General features: G+C 59.8%; 16 protein-coding genes. 2 read left to right on the plus strand and 14 right to left on the minus strand.

Annotation, left to right across the window (positions count from 1 at the left end):
• From WM40_RS23970 to tssC, 14 genes are all read right to left on the minus strand, one after another.
• On the minus strand, nucleotides 1–293 hold a 293-nt coding region (locus tag WM40_RS23970; RefSeq protein ID WP_046154208.1), incomplete at its 3' end, for a hypothetical protein.
• 24 nt (nucleotides 294–317) lie between these two features.
• A complete protein-coding gene (locus WM40_RS23975; protein ID WP_046154209.1) occupies nucleotides 318–1,097 on the minus strand; it encodes a DotU family type IV/VI secretion system protein in 780 nt (259 codons plus the stop codon).
• The gene (gene tssK / locus WM40_RS23980; RefSeq protein WP_236693669.1) at nucleotides 1,090–2,583 is read right to left on the minus strand and encodes a type VI secretion system baseplate subunit TssK; all 1,494 of its coding nucleotides are present in this window, start codon (nucleotides 2,581–2,583) and stop codon (nucleotides 1,090–1,092) included. Before tssK ends, WM40_RS23975 begins: the two co-directional genes overlap by 8 nt.
• A 28-nt stretch (nucleotides 2,584–2,611) precedes the next feature.
• On the minus strand, nucleotides 2,612–3,097 hold the full coding sequence (locus WM40_RS23985; protein WP_024904517.1) for a hypothetical protein: 486 nt from the start codon (nucleotides 3,095–3,097) through the stop codon (nucleotides 2,612–2,614).
• 2 nt (nucleotides 3,098–3,099) lie between these two features.
• Nucleotides 3,100–3,498, minus strand: a complete 399-nt coding sequence (locus tag WM40_RS23990) for a DUF4150 domain-containing protein (protein WP_024904516.1) — start codon at nucleotides 3,496–3,498, stop codon at nucleotides 3,100–3,102.
• 35 nt (nucleotides 3,499–3,533) lie between these two features.
• A complete protein-coding gene (locus WM40_RS23995; RefSeq protein WP_236693670.1) occupies nucleotides 3,534–4,091 on the minus strand; it encodes a DUF3540 domain-containing protein in 558 nt (185 codons plus the stop codon).
• Nucleotides 4,088–5,158, minus strand: coding sequence for a pentapeptide repeat-containing protein (locus WM40_RS24000; RefSeq protein WP_024904514.1), 1,071 nt, complete (start codon nucleotides 5,156–5,158; stop codon nucleotides 4,088–4,090). The genes WM40_RS23995 and WM40_RS24000 overlap by 4 nt, the downstream gene beginning before the upstream one ends.
• Nucleotides 5,155–7,788 (minus strand): DUF2169 family type VI secretion system accessory protein, encoded by a 2,634-nt coding sequence (locus tag WM40_RS24005; protein ID WP_024904513.1) that lies wholly within the window; start codon nucleotides 7,786–7,788, stop codon nucleotides 5,155–5,157. The genes WM40_RS24000 and WM40_RS24005 overlap by 4 nt, the downstream gene beginning before the upstream one ends.
• A gap of 6 nt (nucleotides 7,789–7,794) precedes the next feature.
• Nucleotides 7,795–10,488 (minus strand): contractile injection system protein, VgrG/Pvc8 family, encoded by a 2,694-nt coding sequence (locus WM40_RS24010; protein ID WP_046154211.1) that lies wholly within the window; start codon nucleotides 10,486–10,488, stop codon nucleotides 7,795–7,797.
• Nucleotides 10,485–11,603, minus strand: coding sequence for a type VI secretion system baseplate subunit TssG (tssG, locus tag WM40_RS24015; RefSeq protein WP_081765044.1), 1,119 nt, complete (start codon nucleotides 11,601–11,603; stop codon nucleotides 10,485–10,487). Before tssG ends, WM40_RS24010 begins: the two co-directional genes overlap by 4 nt.
• Nucleotides 11,567–13,408, minus strand: coding sequence for a type VI secretion system baseplate subunit TssF (gene tssF / locus WM40_RS24020; protein ID WP_046154212.1), 1,842 nt, complete (start codon nucleotides 13,406–13,408; stop codon nucleotides 11,567–11,569). Before tssF ends, tssG begins: the two co-directional genes overlap by 37 nt.
• Nucleotides 13,409–13,415: 7 nt before the next feature.
• Nucleotides 13,416–13,793 carry a GPW/gp25 family protein gene (locus tag WM40_RS24025; RefSeq protein ID WP_024904509.1) on the minus strand — a complete coding sequence of 126 codons (378 nt, stop codon included), beginning with the start codon at nucleotides 13,791–13,793 and terminating at the stop codon, nucleotides 13,416–13,418.
• A 57-nt stretch (nucleotides 13,794–13,850) separates the two neighbouring features.
• The gene (locus WM40_RS24030; RefSeq protein ID WP_024904508.1) at nucleotides 13,851–14,408 is read right to left on the minus strand and encodes an Hcp family type VI secretion system effector; all 558 of its coding nucleotides are present in this window, start codon (nucleotides 14,406–14,408) and stop codon (nucleotides 13,851–13,853) included.
• Between the two features lie 33 nt (nucleotides 14,409–14,441).
• On the minus strand, nucleotides 14,442–16,604 hold the full coding sequence (gene tssC / locus WM40_RS24035; protein WP_024904507.1) for a type VI secretion system contractile sheath large subunit: 2,163 nt from the start codon (nucleotides 16,602–16,604) through the stop codon (nucleotides 14,442–14,444).
• Nucleotides 16,605–17,474: 870 nt separating this feature from the next.
• On the opposite strand from tssC, the gene WM40_RS24040 reads away from it, so the two are divergent.
• Both WM40_RS24040 and WM40_RS31770 read left to right on the plus strand, forming a co-directional pair.
• Nucleotides 17,475–18,152: a bestrophin-like domain gene (locus WM40_RS24040; RefSeq protein ID WP_157685111.1), complete on the plus strand. Its 678-nt coding sequence runs from the start codon at nucleotides 17,475–17,477 to the stop codon at nucleotides 18,150–18,152.
• Nucleotides 18,153–18,623: 471 nt separating this feature from the next.
• Nucleotides 18,624–19,037: cupin domain-containing protein (locus WM40_RS31770; RefSeq protein ID WP_236693671.1), on the plus strand; the 414-nt coding region annotated here is incomplete at its 3' end.

Consider the following 19,037-nt stretch of genomic DNA (forward strand, 5'->3'; position numbering starts at 1 on the left):
GTACCGTAGCGCCACTCACGGGAAGTGCGCAGGTAGTCGAGGGCGAGCGTGGCGCGCTCGATCCACCCTTTTACATAGGGCTTGGCGGTCGGTTCGCAGCCACACAGCGGCGGTACGGCTGGTGCCATGACGAGTGGCTTGAGCTTGGCCCACAGCTTCCCCGCCAGCTTTAGCAGGACAAGCAAGGCGAGCGCGGCGGCGGCCGACATCAGCACGAGCTTCAGCGTTCCAGCGTTGGGAGCCCAGCCGGTCTGTGCCTTCAGCCAAGCGATCGGTTTCTGTAATGCGTCCACGAATTGCGCTCCTGCCTGACGCTGCTAGCTATTCAAGTAATGTTCGAATGGGTGCATCAGAACGAACCACGCTACCAGTGACAACACCAGGTAGCCGATCAGCCCGTAGAGCGCTAGATTGCGCCACGGTGAAAGCGGCGCGAGTCGCTCGTCGTAACGACCCGTGAGCGGATAGGCGTAGGCGTTGGCGAAAGCAGGCTGCTCGTCGTTCAGTCTGCCGCCTGCGACGAACACGACCTCGTAGAGCTGGCCTCGGATCTTCTCCAAGTGAGGCTGCGCCTGGCGCGAGCGATAGCGGCCCTTGAAGCCGAGTTCCATCGCGAGGAGGAACACCGAGGCAAGTTCGGCTTGCAGCGGCGTGCGCGGTGTTTCGCCGACTAGCTGCTCGGCCATCACGAAGAAACGCGAGCCGGCGTTGCTGGAGTCGAACATCGTATGCTCAAGCAGCACCGACAGCCAAGCGTCGCGCCCCGGCCAATCGAGCTCGAAGATCAACACCTCGTCGGCCAGCGCTGCCATCAAGTAGCGGGCCTGTCGTGCGGCGTGGCCGGCCGGGGTGCCTGTGTCGTCAGCGTGGCGCCGCGCTTGGCGCTGCAGCCGTGCGAGCAGCCGTGCATTTACCCGCTTGGCGAACTCGATGTCAGTGACGGGTTGAGGCAGGTCACCACTGGCCAGATAGGCTGCTAGCCAGCCGCCCGTTTGGGCCGTTTTGATTGCGGCCAGTTCCTGATAGAAATCAGCAAAGCGCGCCACCAGGTTGGAATGATTGTGGCGCTGCTGTGGCCAGGTTGGGGCGTCACGCATGGCCCTCTCCCAACCTGGTTGGGGGCGTGACCGATTCTATGGGCGCCTCGGTGGTCGGTTGAGGCTGAGCGGACGCGGTCACCGCGCCGTGATTCTGCTTGTCCCGATAAAGCACAATCGAGGCTGGCAGAGCGTCATTCTTGCGGCCTACGATTTGAAGTAGTACGCCGTCCCCGAACACGTGCTGCGTGCCCTGGTCGTCGAGATCGAGCGATTGGTTCTTTAGGACGAACAGACCGACCTGCGAACGCAGTTTTTCGCGCTCGATCTCGTGCGGCTGCAGCGTCCGCACCGAGGCACCAGCCACGCGTGCGCGGCGCAACAGCGGTATCACCGAGGCGTCGGCGATCAGCGCTTCGTTGAGCCACGCCAGCAACTGCGCTGCCGTCTGACCCTCACGCGGTTCGACTTCGATGATCAGCTCATCGCCCATGCCGCTCGGTATTCGGCGCTCGAAGCAGGCGTCGAGCAGACCCGGGTCGTGTTGGTCGGTGCGAAGGAATTGCAGCGTCTCGTAGCGAGTGTCGACGGTATCGACGCGCGTTTGCACGAAGTCTATCGCTTGCTGGAATTGTGGGAGGCAGTCATCGTGCTGGTACGGCTTCATCAGGAGCGGGAGCGGATTGGTGCCGATAGCGGACACCGCGCCGACGATGCAAGCGAGCGCCTCGTACAACGCTGCTGGGTGAGTGCGGCCATCTAGCAGTGTCGAGAACGGTGGCAGGCAGATACCGATTGCACGCGCGGCCAACAGGTGCTGGCGCCGTTCGTTGCCGATGCTGTCATCGGTGTCGCCGCCTTTGCCTGACTCGGCGAGCTGCGCAAGCTTCTCCCACAGACGGTCGTGGAGGTCGTGCAGGCTGCGCCATAGGTTCGAGGTGCCAAGACAGTCTGCTGCATCGATGTGCAGCATCGGCGGATGATAGGTGGTCATCTGCAGCGACTGATTTTCGCCGCGCACGAATTCGAGTAGTGGCACCGCGCTGGCCGGCGCGGGCGAGTTCGCGCCGAGGTAAAGCTGGAAGCGCACTTGCATGCGTGGCAGCGCGAGTGCGCTGTCGCCCGTGTTCTCATCCACGCTCGGTTCGTCGAGTACCGAGTTGTAGCGCCGCTCCTGACTGTCCTGCACGGCCGCGTACGGGCCGCGTGGATTAACCCAGCACCAAACTTTTACGGGGGATTGGCCGCTCTTGCAAGCGGCGCCGACGTCGATCTCGACGTTGCCAGGCGGATTGCGTGGCAGGCCACCGGGGAACGCTACGAGTAGTCCATCAGGCAGGATGCATTCGAGTTCGCCGATGCTGAGAATCCCTTTGACCATCTCGAAGCGCAGCGTCAACAAGCCCCAGAAATGTGGCGCAACGGCCTGCACGCGATGGCGCAGGTGCGCGTGCCAGTAACGGTCGTTTTGCTGCAGATGCTGCGGCGATAGCATCATACCTTCCGACCATTGGACCGCGTCTGGGAGGTGAGTGGTTTGTGTCATGGCCTGATCGCTCCTGGGCTAGCTGGCATCACTGCGACTGGTAGGTCACCGTCGTTGGCGTGAGCCAGATCGTTACGTTCTTGTAGGGTGTGATGTTGCCCTTAGGTTGTCCGGCTGCGCTCAGGTAGTTGGCATAGACGTAGACGCCGATCGCCTTGCCGTGGCGCTTGGGCAGCTTTGCCGTACTCAACGTCGCGGGCGGCACCTGCAGGCTCACTACGTCGATTGCAGTGGCGAGCCCGGCCATCAGCGCGCCCTTCTTTTGAAACCAGTCGGAGCCAGTGGCGGGCAGCATCGCTGTGACGTTGCTGTCGTACACGAACACCACGTCGAGCTGAGTGGCGGCGTTCTGGTTAGCATTGACTTCGGCCACGATCTTGATCTGCGAGACTGCGGTGGACTTCGAAAGGCCGAGCCAACTACATGCAGCCAACAGGATACTGGCGCCAAGTACGGCGAGTTGCGGGAGCGCGCTGGTGCCGGACGGACGGAAGAAGCGGAATGGACGAGTCATGGTCAGGCCAGCAGAAGTACACGAAATTGCGCTGGCACGATTGAGATGCCGACGGTGTTAAATGGCATGCCGTTCATGCCGACCAGTGAGGTCATGCGCGCCGCGAAGGCGGGACCGAACATTACTTTGAGACTGCCGGTCAGGTAGGTGTCGGGGCCCATGAATACGTTCGAGACGATGCCACCTAGTACGCCGGGCTCGTCGCCAATGCTGGTAGTGCCTTCGGTCAGCAGGTTCTCCGCGAAACCGCCGCAAATCATCACATTGAACACCGAAGGGATATGCATCGATGAGTACGTGATGTTGACGTAGGGAATGGGGACTGGCACGAGCGCTGGCGTCTTACAGACGTCAGGGATCGTCGACATCGACATTGCGTCAAGGCTATTGGTGGCGAACATGAAGGCTCCTGAATAAAGGTGGCGTACGAGGTGCGTCAGCCCATACTGATGCGTTCGCCGTCCACCTTGACGTCTTCATCGGCAGTGATGATCGCGTGCTGCCCATGCAGGCACAGCAATTCGTTCACCTCCAACAGATAGCGATCGGCGCGACCGACGAACTGCCCCACGTTCTCGACGAGGGTGTCCTGTGCGCTGGTGAACAGGTTGCGTGCGGCGAGGTTCAACGTGCCGGTGGCGGCGCGGATCTCAACGTCACTCAATGCGTCGAGCGCAATCGACTCGATGGCTGTCAGTTGGATGCGGGCCTGCTCGATGCGCAGCATTTCTGCACCTGGCACACTTAGCTGCACCTGTTTCGCGTCGGTGCGATGCAACACGTGCAGGATGTAGCTCGCATCGTTTTGGCAGGTGGCCACGAGTACGTGGTCTCCCACCTCCGGGCGGATCAGGCAACTGAGCGCCTGATAGGCGACGCGTCCGTCGTCGAGTAAATAGGCATGCTGCTCCAGCGCCACGATCACCCTGGCCTCGAGTAGATGTAGCGGAAGCGGTTGCGGAAGTTTGTTGGTGGTCTGGGAGGCGCCCATCATTCATTCTCCAGGGTAAGGGTACGGGCTTCGATTGCGAGGCGCGCGGGATTCGTACGACCTACTTGGCGCAGGCTGGTGCCGCGGAACCGCGCGTCGGTGAGCGTCGCGTTATGCAATTGGGCGTGATCGAGATTAGCGCCCGAGAAATCTACCTCGCCGCCTATGATGTGTTCGAGGCGTGCGTAGGAGAGATCGGCGCTCTGGAACGACACGTTCTGGTGACGACTCTTGTTCCAGATACTGGTTTTCAGTTTTGCACCGTCCAGCCGGCAATCCGAGAGCTGCGCTTGCTGAAAGATCGCGCCTTCTAGCTTCGCGTCGGACATATCCACTGTTTCGAGCCGCGCTTGGTAAAGCATTGCGTGCGTTGCCTCGACGTTGCTAAGGTTGGCCTCGGCAAGATGCGCCTGATAAAAGCTCGACCGCGTGAGGTCGGCGCCAGCCAGATCGACTTGCACCAGCTCGGCTGCGCTCAGCGTGCAGCGCCGCAGTCGCAGTCCTGTCATCACCTGGCCCGTGAAGTTCGCGTTCGAAAACGTTACGCCGTCTGCGTCTAGACCGCGCAACGTCACAGCGCGCCAGTCAGCGGGGCTGATTACGCACTGTTCGAACTTTGCATTGGCCACGCTGACACCGTCGAAACGGTCGTTGATCAGTGTGCAGCGCGTGAGCGAGCCGGCGTCAAAGCGTGCGCCGTGCAGCGTGCAGTTCACGAGCGAGCTGACCTGTAGCTGAACATGTGACCAATCGCTATCGGTGAGGTTGCAGTCCACCCAGCACGCGTGCTCCATGTTGCGGCCATTCATGCGGGCCTGCGACAGGTCGCATTGGATGAAGTTCACGTGGTCGAGGCCGGCGTTGCCGAAATCGGCGCCGCTTAGGTTGCAATTCACGAACTTTGCGCGTGCGAGTTCGGCGTCGACGAATGAGGTGCCCGAGAAATCAACCTCGCTGAAAATCGCGCGCCCCAGGTCGCGGCGGCGCGCATCGAATCCGTGCAGGTCGCGTCGCGCGACAGGTTGACTCAGTTCGATCGCGAGCGCGATGTCGTCCCAGATCGTCGTCATGTGGGGCTCCCGCTGGCCACGCCTTCTGGTGGAACTACGCCGGTGCGTTCGCACTGCACGAACGTGGCGTCGGCGAGCCGCGCGCCAGTAAAGTCGGCCTTGCGGCACTGGCATTGAAAAAATTCGGCTTGCGCCGCCGCAATCATGCGCAGTTGGCTGGCGTGGAAGCCGCAGCGTGAGAATAGGCTCGCCACAAGACGTGCGGCGCGTAGGTTGGCTTGCCCGAAGTCGCAGCGCAGGAAGCGGGCCGCCTCCATGTCGACGTGCGACAGATCGGCGCCGTGAAAGCCGCAGTTGCGCGCCATCGCGCCGGTCAGTGTGGCGTCGCGCCAATTTGTCTTGCCACCCCCCTGCACGCTGTCGAGTATGGCACGCTCCCAGCGGCTCGCCTGCAGGTTGCTTAGGTTGAAGACGGCTTTCTTCAGCGTTGCGTGCGCGAAGCTCGCGCGCTGCAGGTGGGCGCGCATGAACACTGCTTTCTCGAGCGTCGCACCTTCCCAGTTGCTGTCGTCGGCCTCTATATCGAACAGTGTGGCCTTGCTTGCGTCGGCGCCATCGAACGTCGCGCCAGGGCAAGCGAGCCGCAGGCCCAACAGGCGGTACAGTCGGGTACGACGCAGGTTGGCCTGCGGCCACTGTGCATCGAGCGCCTGCGCGTAGGCGAGCTCCGCGCCCTCGAACAAAATGGCTCGACCATTGCTCGCGCAGAGATTCGCGCGCGTGAGATCGGCGCCTGAGAAATCGGCGCGATCAAGGCGCGTGCCCACCAGCACGGCGCCCTGCAGGTTGGCACCGACGAACTTCGCGCCGCTCAGGTCGGCGCCATCGAACATCGTCTCGCGTAAGTCGGCACCGGAGAAATCAATCCCTACTAGGTCTGCGCCGGCTAGGTCGCGCCCGGCGAGCGGCACGCCCGCCGCGCGCCACTTCCGGACCCGATCACCGAGCCCGCGCGCGGTCTCGGGTGGATAGGGCAGCGCTGCGACCGTGACCTTCGGCGCCGCGCGCCGCGCCTGCCGGTGCAGCGACGGAATCTTCATAATTGCGGCGCGTGACTTGTCATAGTGCGCCTGCTGCTTCGGATCGGCACCCTCTGGCGGCACCGGCAACCGCGCCAGCATGCCTTCGACCTGCGGATCGCGGCCTGTCAGCTCCGGCGGTAGCAGGTCGTACGCTGGTATGGCCGCACGCTCAAGCGCGTCGATCAGTAGCTTCGCGGCGTCGACCGGCGCCAGCGTGCGGGCTGGCAGGCGCGCTAGCGCTTCCTTGCCGCGTTGCTCAGCGTCGGCCGCTAGCGCCTTGGCGCGAGTCACGATCTCTGTCAGGTCGAAGTCACCTTCGGCTACGGTTTGCGAGGTCATGATGCCAAGCGCTGGCAGTGTCGCGCGGGCGACCTGATGGTCGGCCGGGGGCACCGTGCCGCGCCGTGCCCAGTGTTGTGCGTCGAGCAGATCTAGGCGACGCTGACCGCGGGCGAGCACCGCCTGTTCGGCGCGTTCCTGCTCGGCAGCGCGACGTGCCTGCTCGGCCGCCGAGCGCTCTGGCGCGAGCTGGCTTTCGTTGAATACGTGCATGCGTCCGACTTCTGGATCGAGGCGCAGCTGCATTACGTCACGGTAGTGTCCGATGCTTTTCGGGCTGTCGCGGTATTCGTAGCCAACCATTAGCGTACCAATGTCGAGCGCGTCGCTGTCGTCGATCTCGATCGTGCCATGGTAGATCGCGATGCCGAGATTGTGGTCAGGCACGAACCAGATCGTGTCCATTACAAGTAGGACCTCGCGCATTGCCTCAGGCGTCTCGTTGAGCTTTGTCACGAACGCGCGCGCGGCCAGGTCCGGTAGCATCCCCGTCAGTTCAGCGTGTTGCGGATGCAGGTTGCGCAGTAAATAGCGTTCTCCCCCCTGAAGGGGGGCCGGCAGCCACTGGTCGGGTGGCGCCATGTTGAAGATGCTCCAGTCCATGTCGCGTGCGAAACCGGGAGCGTCATAGCGGCGCCAAGTGCGACCGTAGCTGCCGAACTTGTCACGCCGCGCCTGGTTGATGACAGGGATCGGTCCGAAGCCGGCTGGCACGCTGGTGCGCCAGCGGGCGTCAACTGTGCCGGCTGCGTAGGCCACGTTCGGCATTGCGCCACCGCTTTTACCGAACCACGATTCGCGGCTGCCGCAACCGACCGGGTTGATGGGGTTACGCGCTCCGCCGAACGCGCGCGCGTACGTAATCGGCATTGCAAGGAACGGCTTGGCGCGACCAGTGCGGCGTTTGCTAAGCGCGCCGCGCCATTCACGCTCGCCGCAGACGGAAAGACACTTGCCAATGGCGGGCTGGCCGTCAACGGTGTCCACGCGCAGCAGTACGTCAACGCCGGTGACTGCCTGCTTGCCAGGTGCATAGGCCGAGCCCAGTAGCAGCACCTCGGCGCCTTGACGTGGCATTACCTCGTCGAGCACCTGGCCGGCGGGCAAGCTTGCGAGCACACGTGGCCATTGGGTGCTTTCGGCGAGAAAGCGTTCGTTTGGCGCGCCAAGCCGGAAGAAACCGAGCACCGCCACCGATAGCCGATGCCGACCGAGATAGGTGTAGGGCTTTTGGAGTACGCCGAGCGATTGGGGTTTGATGATTTTCATCGCGGCTCACATGAAGATGACAGTGGCTTCAATCATGTAGACGCGCGTGACGATGTTGTCGACGTGCGGCGTCTCGTCATTGTTCGATACGCGTGCGCCGGGGCCAGCCGTTGCCACCTCGGTGAGCTCGGCATTGGTGATGATGTTCGAGGTGGCCCCCGATGTTTCGATGCGAGTGGCGTCGCCAGTCGTTGACGTGACCGTAGCGGAGCCCTTCACCTCCACTTCTTCGGCGGTGCCTGCCGTCTTTACGCCGTTGTAGGAGATAAGCACACCGTTTTCTGTCAAGGCACCGCAGACAGTGTCGCGTGTGATGTCGCCCTGCACGGAAGTCTCGGTGATGTTGGCAGCCAACGAGTCTCGGATCGTGTTGCCCACCACGATTCTTTCTTCTATATCGCCCGAGATCGACGTGCGGTTTGTGTTACCGACCTCGTTGTTCTCAAAGACGTTTCCGGTCACCGTGAAGCGTGTGGTGTTGCCGGTGAATACTTTTTCGTTGATATCGCCGGAGGTCGAAGTACGCGTGATGTTGCCTGATACGCTGGTCTCATTCAGATTGCCACTTTCGGAGGTGCGGGTGGTGTTGCCGCTCGTAATGTTTTCCCGCGAATCGCCGGTTACACTGGTTGTAATCACCTGTCCGGTGAACGAGACATTGGTCGAGACGCCGATATTCGAATTGGTGGTAGAGGTACCGATGTTGGAATTTGTAGTCGATGCGCCGATCGTTGTGGTCGAGGTATTGGTCACGTTGATGTTGACCGCAGTGGCGTTGTCGATCTGCGAGTAGTTGTGACTGATGCTGCCGACCTGGCGGCTGTAGGTCGAGCCGAGCGATTCCGAGGCGCTGAGGAGATCGTCCGCCACCACGCCGCCGTACAGTTCGACGGTGTTCGAGCTTGCACCGTCCGCACGCGAATTAGCGGTGGAGAAGCTGTAGCTGGATCCCTGCGAGAAATTGGCGTTGTTAAAGCGTGATGTGCCGTAGGCGTTCGTGACGATCTGCGTGGCTTGGCCAAGGTCGGCGGACGAGTTTGCGCCGTAGCTGACGCTCTTGTTGTCGCCGTAATTGGTCGAGTAGTTGTTACCTACGTGCGTGTTCGACAGCCAACCACCTGGCACGACCAGTGCGTTGCCATTGGATTGGATCACGTTCTGGATCTCGGGCAGTTCCGATTCGTCCTGGGCGCGCCCGACCACCACCACTGAGCCGACAGTCGGTGCGGTCTGCATCGATGGCGACAGCTTAACCCATACTGGTAGAGCGTCGCGTGCCGCCGTAGAGAAGCGCACGTAGACGCCGATCTGCGGATAGGTGGCGCCGTTCTGTGCGTCACCGAAACTGCTGTTGCCGACTTCAAACGAGCCCGGCGCGCCGAAATCGACTGCATTGATTGCCTCGGTGGTGCCGCTTGATACGACCTTGGCCAGCACGCTGCCCTGCTGAGTCGACTGGATCGAGTAGGGCGTGATGAGGTAGGACGCGTCGGCCGCCTGGAACTCGTTGCGATACGTGCCGTCGGCGCTCGCTTGGTGCTCGATTGACGTCAGCACGAATGTGCCGTTTTCGAGGAATGGTTCACGCGGATTGGTCGGCACCGCGCTACTTTTCAACGTGAAGCGATGCCCGACACGGAACGCGGCGCAATTGCTGGTGCCCGACAGTTCGTTGCGGCTGCTGTCGAGGGTGCTGCGCGTCGCGCTCGACAGATGCTGCGCCTCCTCGGTGCTGCCGCCGTACTGGTAGCTTTTATAGAGGTTGAACGGCAGCGGGTTTGCATCTTGCCGATCATTGGCATAGTACGAATTGAACTCCACCACCGGATTGGTCAACCAGGCGCCATCCTGTTGTGTGAGTACGCCCTGCACGCCGGTGCTGCCCATCGAGCGCTTCATGCTGAACTCGGAGATAACATCCTCCTGTTCCATACCGAGTGCTGTCACATCGGTGTAGGTATAGCGCAGCGGCCGGTCGTCCGGCACCGCCGGCGGATATTGCGCCAGATTCGAGAAGACCAGCGCGTGGTCGTCACCGGTGTGGACGAAGTAGAAATATAGTAACGCCTTGCTCATCAACCGCTTGAGGAATTCCAGGTCGCTCTCGCCGGCCTGCATCCAGTCCTGGCGCCGGATCACGGCCAGGTTACGCGACGTGTGCTGGAACGGCTGATAAGCGATGTGATGCGCGTCGAGCAACTGCTCGATCATTTCCCACACAGTGCGGCGGTGGAACACGCGATAGTTGTTGGTCAGACTCAACCGATGCAGCGTTGGTTTCATTGTAATCGTATAGGTGCCACGGTTCTTCACCGCCACGCTGGTCACGATGCCGCTGAACAGTGAGAGTTGCGCACCTGGCACGGGGTTGCCTTGGAGCGCCGCGCGGAATTCCACGGCGCTTGCGCCAGGCTCGCGGCGTTTGCCGATGCCCACCGTGATCGGACGGCCTATCAGATCGTCGAAGCGTAGCGCGATGAAGTCAGGGCCATCTGAGTTGGCGACCAGTTCGAGCTGAAACTCAAACAGCTCCGACACTTTCTCTTGCCCTTGGAATTTTTCGAGGCGGAACGTCTCTGCACCAAGGATCTGATTGCGCGTCACGAACACTGCGCAATGCAGGTAGACGTCGGGCTCCGGTGCGCCAAGCTGATTGACGGAAAACGCGCTAGCCGAGCTGACACCGATGATGTCGTTCATGCAAACTCTCCGGGATGGCGCGTCTTGATAAGGAAACTGACAGGGCGTGTGGCATGGCGATGTACGGGCGTGCCTGCAAGCCAGGCGCTCTGGCCGAGCCGCATCGCGCCGCTGTCGGTGTAGTGAGCGGGCTGAGGCAGCGGCGTGGGCGGCACGCTTGAGTCCGCTACGTGCAGCACGATTTCGACGTCGGCGAGGCAATTGACGAGCAACTTTACAAGGCCGCGCAACATAGCGTAGCCGGGCTGGGGCGTGCCGATCGAGTCCTGCGGCATGGCAGCCGCTCTGATGCCGCGTGCCGGGGGAAGCAACTGACACATCGTCTTGTAATCGAGTACGCCGATCTCAAGACGCACGCGCGCCTGCTGATCCCATACGCGGCGGCCGACGACGCAGGTCTGGCCGAGGCTGTGGTTACGACGGCCAAGCGCGCAGCGGTCGCGCCCGTCCAGTTCGTGCCATGCACCGACGTTCTCGGTCAGTCTGGCGGACGCGCCGAGCGCGATCCCAAGTACGTGCTCCAGCGTGGACGCTTGTTTACGTTGATTAGCGAGCAGCCCGGCAATGCCGAGCCAGGCGCGCTTGGGTAGCGGCACTTGATTGGCCAGCTTCACATCTCCCAGACCGACCAATGCCGCAAGGCGTTGCGCCATCTCGGTCTGGGCCGGTGGCTGGTCGTCGAGGCTGGGCGTCAACTCCTGCTTGAGCTGGTAGCGCAGCACATTGGCGCGCTGGTTAAAGATGTCGAAAAAATCGGCCATCGCCGTGGCGCGTAGCGCGGATAGCTCTCGTGCCCACTCCGTGAAAGGCTCGGGTAGTGGCCCCGTGACGCTCGCCACGCAGAAGTTCGCGGTACTGATCTCGAAGCGTTGCTCGGGCGTGTCGGCAACGAAGTCGTCGTCCGTGCCATAAGGGAGCAGTTTGACGCTCGCGAACTCCCTAGCCGGGAAGGCAGCCGACAGGTCAGCGTGAAACCGTAGGCGCCGCCCAATCGGCAGGCGCTTGTCGGTATCGCGCACCATTAGGCGCATCAACTGGAACACGTTGAAGTCCTCGTGCTGCTGGAGCATGTACTCCCTTACAGTGCGATAGCGGTGCCGGCCAATGCTAGCCATTGCTTCGGGCTCCCTTTGAGGTTACGCGTTTCGAGCGCGACTTCGATTAAATGATTGACACTTGCGTAGCCGCGCAGGAACTGGCGCAACACGGAGCAGAACAGCACCACGCTGCCAGCACCGATGTCGATCGGCTCCATCACCACGGTCAACTCCGAACCGCGGACGAAGCCGCGCCAGCCGTCGCGCCCGACGTGGCGCATGATGCTGCGGCTGCGCAGCTCGGTGATCGCATCGATCTGTTTCCAACCACCTTCCCGGTGAGGGCCTACGTGTAGTCGTAAGATGTCCTTCAGCGCCGCAAGCGCGACCGTTCCACCGTCTAGCGAGAGATGGTTAAGCGAGAGCTGTGAGATCAGCGACCACGGACGATGGCCGATCTGCGCAGGGGTATGATGCGGCGTCGGTTTGGTCAGCGCGACAATCCGCTTTACCGGTCCACCGCCCTCCAGATGCAGCGCGCTGCCTGACATCAACCGTTCGGGTAAGCGCCGGTTAGTGCAGAGCGCAGTGCCGCCCACCACCTCGTCGTTAGGGTGACCTAAGTTGAACTGTTCGTCGAGAAACGACACGTAGGTTTCGCTGCCCGTCACGTTTGGGGCGGTGGCTGGTAGACGCCGGCACAAATAGAAATAATCCTGCCCGTCGAGCTGGCTGAAGTTGTCCATCGCGAAGTACGGCGCGATCTTCCGCGGCTTGCCTTCGCTTGAGATCGATTCGAGGTCGCGAATCGAATGAATCTCGCAGTATCGGTGGTTCTTAAGGTCACCCTGCACGTGATATTCGTATTCACTGTGGCTTAGTGCGATCGGCTCGATGCGCTGCGAGAACAGGTTAACAAGCGGCACGCAGTTCATCAGCAACGAGTCGGCAGAAAAATTCAGATGTAGCTGTAGTGGCATGTCGAGCAATAGCAATAGGTCGAAATAGTCGCCGACCTCTGCAAAGTCGAGCTCGTCGAGCCGACCTACTTCGAAGAAGCAGAACTTCTCCGGGAATGCGAAATATTCCTGCAGCAGCCGGTAACCCGGATGCGTATGCGGGTTGGCGCTAAGTACCGCCTCGTCAGGTGCCATGCCCAGCCAGCGTAGTGCCTCGGGCGGCAGTCGGCGCGGTTGCCGCGCAGCGGCGTGTGGCAGCACGTAAATCCCTTCCAGGTGCAGCGCGATCATTTCATAGAGCGCTACGGCGTCGGGCTGAGCGTCGCTGATGTAGAAGCGCAGGCGTGACGGGCCCCGGCCCTTGGCCTGCAGCGTGCCTATGCCGTCGGGACGCACGCGGATGCGCAGCACCGAACGCGACGACGAGGTGCCGCCGAGAAATGGGTACTCGCGCGCCGATTCAAGCGCGACCGTGTCGAGCCTCAGCGGCAGCAGCGGCGTGTCGTAGCAGGTCTGGAAACGACATTCGGTACTCTGTCCGAGGTGGTTGGTGGTCAGCGCTGTGACTGTGCGGCCGCGCGGCAGCAACTGCTCCTTTGAGAAATCAGTGCCGTTCGGTTTGACGTCGATGCGGGCAACTAACATCGACGGGATCGGTGCTTCCAGGTGCGGATACAGGAACGCGAGCATCGTGTCGGGCAGGCGCATCTTGTCCTGTTCGACCTGATGACGCAGGCGCCCGGTGAGAAACGCAAACGACTGCAATAGCAACTCGACCTGGGGGTCACTCGCCTCGCGCGCGTTGAGCCCAAGCGTGCGGGCCAGTTCGCGATGCTTATCGCTAAACTGTAACGACTCGGTGCGCAGTGCGGCCAGTTCCTCGCGGAAGCAGTCGCTCAGCGTGACGGCGGCGGCAGGTTGCATCAGGACCTCAGTGGGAGGGTAGTTCGAAGTGGAAGACGTCCACTCCGTTGGTTTGATCAAGCGTTCCGTAGATTGCGAGGCGATACGGCCGGAGCGTCTCGCTGCACGCTTCGATCTGCACCTTCGGCGACTTCAGGCGTGGTTCGTAGCGGCAGACGAGGCGGGCAAGGCGTTGCGCGTACAACTCAAGTTGAGGCTTGCTTTCTAGTGCGATCTCGACCACGCTCTGCGAGCCGAAGTCGAGCAGGTCCAGGTCGCTGCCCACGCGTGTAGTGCGTGCACTGACGAGACGCTGGATTTGCGCTGCGACGGCGGCGCGCAAATCAAATGTCTGCGAGCCGTCGAACGACGGAGGATCCGCCAAGCGCTCGAACAGGAATTGCATGCCTTCTCCTTGTGGTTAGGCGGTGCGTCGCCGGATGAGTAACTGAGCCGTACTGCGTTAAACGAGCTGCGAGAACGTGCCTCCTATCGGTGCGTTTTTAGCGAGACTCCACCCGGTAGTCTTCACGCCCTTCGGTTTCATGTTGTTGAGCTGCTGCGTGTACGTCCAGATCACTTCGGTGAAGTTAAGCTTGAACTGCTCGGTAGGCATGTCGTTCGGGTGCGTCTGCAACTGGATCTCGCTGATGATTGCGTCCTTCAACTGGATCTTGATGATGTTCATCGTCTTGCCGCCCGATTCCCGCCCGATGTAGATGGTACTCGGCGCGCCCGCTCCGTCGCCGAGTAGCTTGGCACCGAGGCAGTAGTCGTAGAGCTTCACTGAGGTTTGGTCGACGTACTTGACCAGCGTGAACTCGGTAATGATGGGCCGGCCGGAGGTTCGTGCATTGTTGCTGACGTCCGTGGTGACTTGCTGCTTCATTCCCTGATGCAGTGATACGATTTCGATACACAGCCCGCTTGGGCCGTCGGCCATCCACCCCGCATTGTCAATCTCGCTACCCTCATTATTCATGATCGATTGATCACCCGGCTGGAAGAGAATCAGATCCATAACCAACTCCTAGAAATGGAAAGATGAGAAAAATTATTTTGGCAGGTTGGCCACAAGACGGATCGAAGTGGTCAGTTCTTCAAGCTGGAAGTGCGGCTTGAGCAGTACGGTCGCGCGGTATGAGCCAGGCTCGCCGGGGACTTCCGTGACGATCACCTTCGCTTCGCGCAGTGGATAGGCGGCCTTGGCGTCTTGCGAGGCGTTGTCGTCGAGCAGAACGTAGTTGGAGATCCATGAGTTGAGGAAATCTTCAACGTTGCCGCGCGTCATGAAACTACCGATTTTTTCGCGCATGATCACTTTGATGTAGTGCGCGAATCGCGACGCAGCCAGCATATACGGCAATAGTGCGGAGATGCGGGCGTTGGCGTTGGCCGAGTCAGAGAAGTATTTCTTTGGCTGGTTAGTGGTCTGGCCACCGAAGAATGCCGCCTTGCCGGTGCCCTTGCAGTGGCAGAGCGTGATGAAGCCGAGATCGTTCAGTTCTTTCTCGCGGCGGTCGGTGATCGACACTTCGGTCGGGCAGAGCAGTTCAACACTGCCGTGTTCTGAAGTGAATGTGTAGATTGGTAGGTTCTCTACCAGGCCACCACCTTCCACGCCGCGGATTGCTGCGGTCCAGCTATAGAGTGCGAACGCGTTGGTGATGCGCTCGGCCAGCAAGTAGGCCGGGTTGCCCCACAGGAAGTGGTTCTGTTCTGGCTCGGGGTAGCTCTGAATCTCGTTCGTTTTCTTGACGTAGAACGTCTCGTCAATGCCGCTTGGACCTACATGCTCATCGAAGTTGAGGCCTTCACAGGGCGTCGTGTTGCGCTTGGTGGGTGTGCCGTAGGGCAGTCGAAGCAGTGCGCGCGGCAGGGCTAGCGTGACGTAACGCGAGTCCTCGAGTTCGCGGAACTCGCGCCATTTTTCAGCGGTCACGCCCTCGAAGATCTTCTTCAGATCGCGCGGCTTGTCGAGCCGGTCGAAGCCACTCAGGCCGAAAAGATTGGCCGAAGCCTGTGCAAGGAATGGCGCATGCGCGGCAGCGGCGACTTCGGCCATCTTCGTCAGAAAGTCGATGTCGGCATCCACGTTGCCGATTGCGTAGTCGCCCACTAACAGGCTGTACGGATTGCCGCCGAAAGTGCCGTACTCGGCTTCGTAGATCATCTTGAAGAGGGCGCTCTGGTCGAACTCGACCGCTTTCATCATGTCGTCGCAGAGTTCTTTCTTGGTCGCATTGAACACACGCAGCTTCAACATCGTGCTGGTCTCGGTGTTCATCACGAGATGGTTCAGGCCGCGCCAGGTCGCCTCCATCTTCGTGAACGCATCGCAGTGCATGATGCTTGATAGCGCACTGCTCAGTTGCTCGTCGATCAACGAGACAAGCGTGTCGATCACTGCGATTGCACCGCGTGCGCGCACGCTCTCGATCTGGTCCGCGGAGGAACGGGGGCCTTGTCGTACGAGCGAGGAGGGTGGCGTGCCGGGCACGGTGGTGGTCTGGGTGAGGGCACCGACGTAATAAAGGTTGAACTGCTCTACGAACACGTCAAACATCTCTCCGTTTGACGGCTTCGTCACGGTTGAGGTCTTGTCGTCTTTAGGATCGAGCGCGACAAGGGCAGCTCTGGCCTTGACGATGTTTTCCGCGTCAGCCTTAAGCGAAGGTGCCGCGTCTTGGCCCGGCTTATCGTCGACTGCGGCTATTGCCGCCGTGCCCGGCTTAACGTCGGCGCCTGAGATGACCAAGGTGAGCGGATCGCTGATCGCCCCCGACGCTTCCGCGCGCGCCTGCAGGTCGCGGATTTTGCCGCGCTTGTCGTAGATGGCTTTCAGTGCTGGCAGCGCCTTGATTACCTGTAGCGGCTCGAATGCTTCTAGTTTGGAGAATGTCAGCTCGTTGTTACCGTCTGCTTTGAGCAGAGTGGCGATCGCAGTATCAACCTTCTTCAGATTGTCGAAAGTCGCACGCGGTGCTATTTTCGACATCACGTCATTGAAGTTGTCGCGATCGATCTCGATCATGGCGCGCTCCTTGAGTGCCGGATAGTTCTCAGCGTTCGCGCGCTCGCCCTGCAGGTCGGCGAGAATGCCGACGATGAAAGGCAGCTCCTTCTTCTCCATAGCGCCGCCGGTTTCCACGTCATACGTGATCTTGACCCGGGGAGGGCGGATACGCAGGAGCTTCTTCTGCACGCTTTCACTCATGATTTGACCTCGAGTTGTCGACTCTTAAATGCGGTTTAAAAAACGCTCCGTGAACGTAACTTTCACGGCGAACTGTTGACCTCTGGCCTCGGAACGACCCAGGGCCATGAGATAGGTAGGCCAATCATCGAAGACGACCGACGGACATCGACGGCACACTTCTCAAACACAAAATAGTCGCTTACGAAACGTTCTCGCGGTCCGCGTGATACGCGTTCTAAACGCCCGATGCCTGCACGACACTAGCCCGGAGCACTGGGTAATGTCGCGCAGCGTCGGAGATGTAGACCATTTCGATTTTTAGCGGCAATCCCGCTTTCCCGTGGATCTAATCCGGGCGATGGCTAACCGTTTCGCGCCTTGTATAACGCAATGACTGTGCCATGTTCGAAAGCGGTTGATTATTCCGGTAATTGGCTCTTGGCGCGTAAGAGTCAGTGGGCAGGTCGCTACCCAGCCAGCAACGCAAGTGTATGGAGCCTCGAAGCTTGTGATGCTTGAACGCGATGCCCGTGGCGGTAGACTGGGCCGATGCGGAACACATGGGTGAGCGATCACCCTGGACGTGTGCCGAATAGCAATGCAGATGTCGCGTGCAATGCGTGATCTTCTGATCATATTGAGGCATATTTTCGCCCGGCCCTTGGTGAGTTTATACCCAAATAAATTGGCGGTCTCTTATGTTCATCGTCATTTCATCGGGATTTTTTCATGGTACGAAAACTGCTTTTATTGTGTGGTGTGGATGGATGTAAATAAATGGTAAGTAAACCGTAGTTTCTCAATAATGAACCTAATCCAGGACGGAAATGCATTCTAAATGCACTTTACGACCATCCGACATGGTTAGTTGGAATCGTACTTATCTTCGTGCCAGTGATCGTGGTGTGTTTCGCCTTACGGGTGTTTCATCGTTTCTTTCCATTGGAGACGCGTCGAGCACACAACGAGTACACAGGCTATGTCGTCGCGATTATCGGCATCAACTACGCCGTATTGCTCGCGTTCGTCGCAGTTGCCGTTTGGGGCGCATACGACAACGCCACGGCTGTCGCCAGCAAGGAAGCAGAACTAGCAGGCAATATGTATCGAGATGCCCCGGGACTGGGGCCAGGCGTGGAACAGGAGTTGCGTTCGAACCTCAGGTCCTACGTGCGCACGGTCATCGAAGACGAATGGCCAGCGATGTCTCGCGGTGAAGAACCTGTCGCAGGATGGCGGCCCCTGGAGCGTATCCAGAGAATGCTTTCAGAGTATGAGCCGAGTGACAGCGGACGAACTGTATACATGCGCGAAATTCTCGACGAACTGAACACGCTCTACGACATCCGCCGTCAGCGCCTTAACGCGTCGGAAAATGGCCTCGAACCGGTGGTATGGATTATTGTCCTTCTCGGTATGGTGCTGACGATCGGGTTCACGTTTTTGTTTGGCATGCCGAGCTTGCATATGCACATGGTGATGGCGAGCGGTGTGACTGTCGCCACGATGCTCGTGCTGGTACTCATTGTTGTACTTGATTGGCCTTCCGTGGTGATATACAGGTAGCTCCATCTATGTTCAAACAAGTGACAGAGAACATGAAAGCACTGGATGCCCCAGAAAAGAGCCCCGTCACGCTAGCGAAGCCGTGACGACGCGTGGTGTGCCTGTGATTCCGCCCGAATAGGCGAGCGTCTCGTGTTAGAGGTTCCCGACCTCATGGTGTGTGCGCTTAAATTCGCAGGGTGTCGGATCGACCAGTGTATTGGCTATGCTGCGCCTAGAAAGTGATTCCGCTTGCCGTGATTTGTCGGTATTAGCGAAGTAATCGTCACCGCAAATTTATGGTGTTACCGATTGCCGGCCTGAGACGTGTACCTACCTTGCTTGCTCATATCGATATTGCGACGTGCTGAAATGGACGATGGCCCGGAAATTGCAAAACGCGCCATGTCTGCGTCGATCAGTAATTGTAGTTTTAAAGACCGCGCATTATAGGCATTCAATCACCGATTCCGACTATTTAAGGAGAAACGGATGGACCGCAGAAGAAAAGGGCGTGATTACTCGCAGCCAGAGATAAGCGAGGATAAACCGAAGGTGCGTGCAGAAACGGTAAATCACTGGAGCCAGCCTACCGTAGATAGCTTTACGCGGATAAACAGCACGCTATTTAAAGAGATATTTTCGAAGCACGGAACACGAAATGGTTTGCTAGAGGCTGAGTCAATAAATTACACGCCAGGGAAGCATCTGTCATCTGTTAATGTTCGCCACAGGTCAGGTAGTTTAACTGAAATCCATATGCACGCGAACGGAACGGAGCCAGGAACGATCCGCCACACTAAGATCGATCGGTTGCAGTCGGGTGCGAAGGACATATTCGAACTCCGAAGGAATGATATGACCGATGAAATAAAGGGTTGGGTCGAGAGACAACACGGTAAGTAT

Origin of the sequence: Robbsia andropogonis, assembly GCF_000970345.1 — a bacterium.
GTDB classification, from domain to species: Bacteria; Pseudomonadota; Gammaproteobacteria; order Burkholderiales; family Burkholderiaceae; genus Robbsia; species Robbsia andropogonis.

Coding starts and splice junctions, on each gene's coding strand:
- WM40_RS24000 (WP_024904514.1), bottom strand. CDS start 5,158: ATGACGACGATCTGGGACGACATCGCGCTCGCGATCGAACTGAGTCAA.
- WM40_RS23975 (WP_046154209.1), bottom strand. CDS start 1,097: ATGCGTGACGCCCCAACCTGGCCACAGCAGCGCCACAATCATTCCAAC.
- WM40_RS23990 (WP_024904516.1), bottom strand. CDS start 3,498: ATGTTCGCCACCAATAGCCTTGACGCAATGTCGATGTCGACGATCCCT.
- WM40_RS24025 (WP_024904509.1), bottom strand. CDS start 13,793: ATGCAATTCCTGTTCGAGCGCTTGGCGGATCCTCCGTCGTTCGACGGC.
- tssK (WP_236693669.1), bottom strand. CDS start 2,583: ATGACACAAACCACTCACCTCCCAGACGCGGTCCAATGGTCGGAAGGT.
- tssF (WP_046154212.1), bottom strand. CDS start 13,408: ATGCAACCTGCCGCCGCCGTCACGCTGAGCGACTGCTTCCGCGAGGAA.
- WM40_RS24005 (WP_024904513.1), bottom strand. CDS start 7,788: ATGAAAATCATCAAACCCCAATCGCTCGGCGTACTCCAAAAGCCCTAC.
- tssG (WP_081765044.1), bottom strand. CDS start 11,603: ATGGCTAGCATTGGCCGGCACCGCTATCGCACTGTAAGGGAGTACATG.
- WM40_RS23995 (WP_236693670.1), bottom strand. CDS start 4,091: ATGATGGGCGCCTCCCAGACCACCAACAAACTTCCGCAACCGCTTCCG.
- WM40_RS24030 (WP_024904508.1), bottom strand. CDS start 14,408: ATGGATCTGATTCTCTTCCAGCCGGGTGATCAATCGATCATGAATAAT.
- WM40_RS23985 (WP_024904517.1), bottom strand. CDS start 3,097: ATGACTCGTCCATTCCGCTTCTTCCGTCCGTCCGGCACCAGCGCGCTC.
- WM40_RS24010 (WP_046154211.1), bottom strand. CDS start 10,488: ATGAACGACATCATCGGTGTCAGCTCGGCTAGCGCGTTTTCCGTCAAT.
- tssC (WP_024904507.1), bottom strand. CDS start 16,604: ATGAGTGAAAGCGTGCAGAAGAAGCTCCTGCGTATCCGCCCTCCCCGG.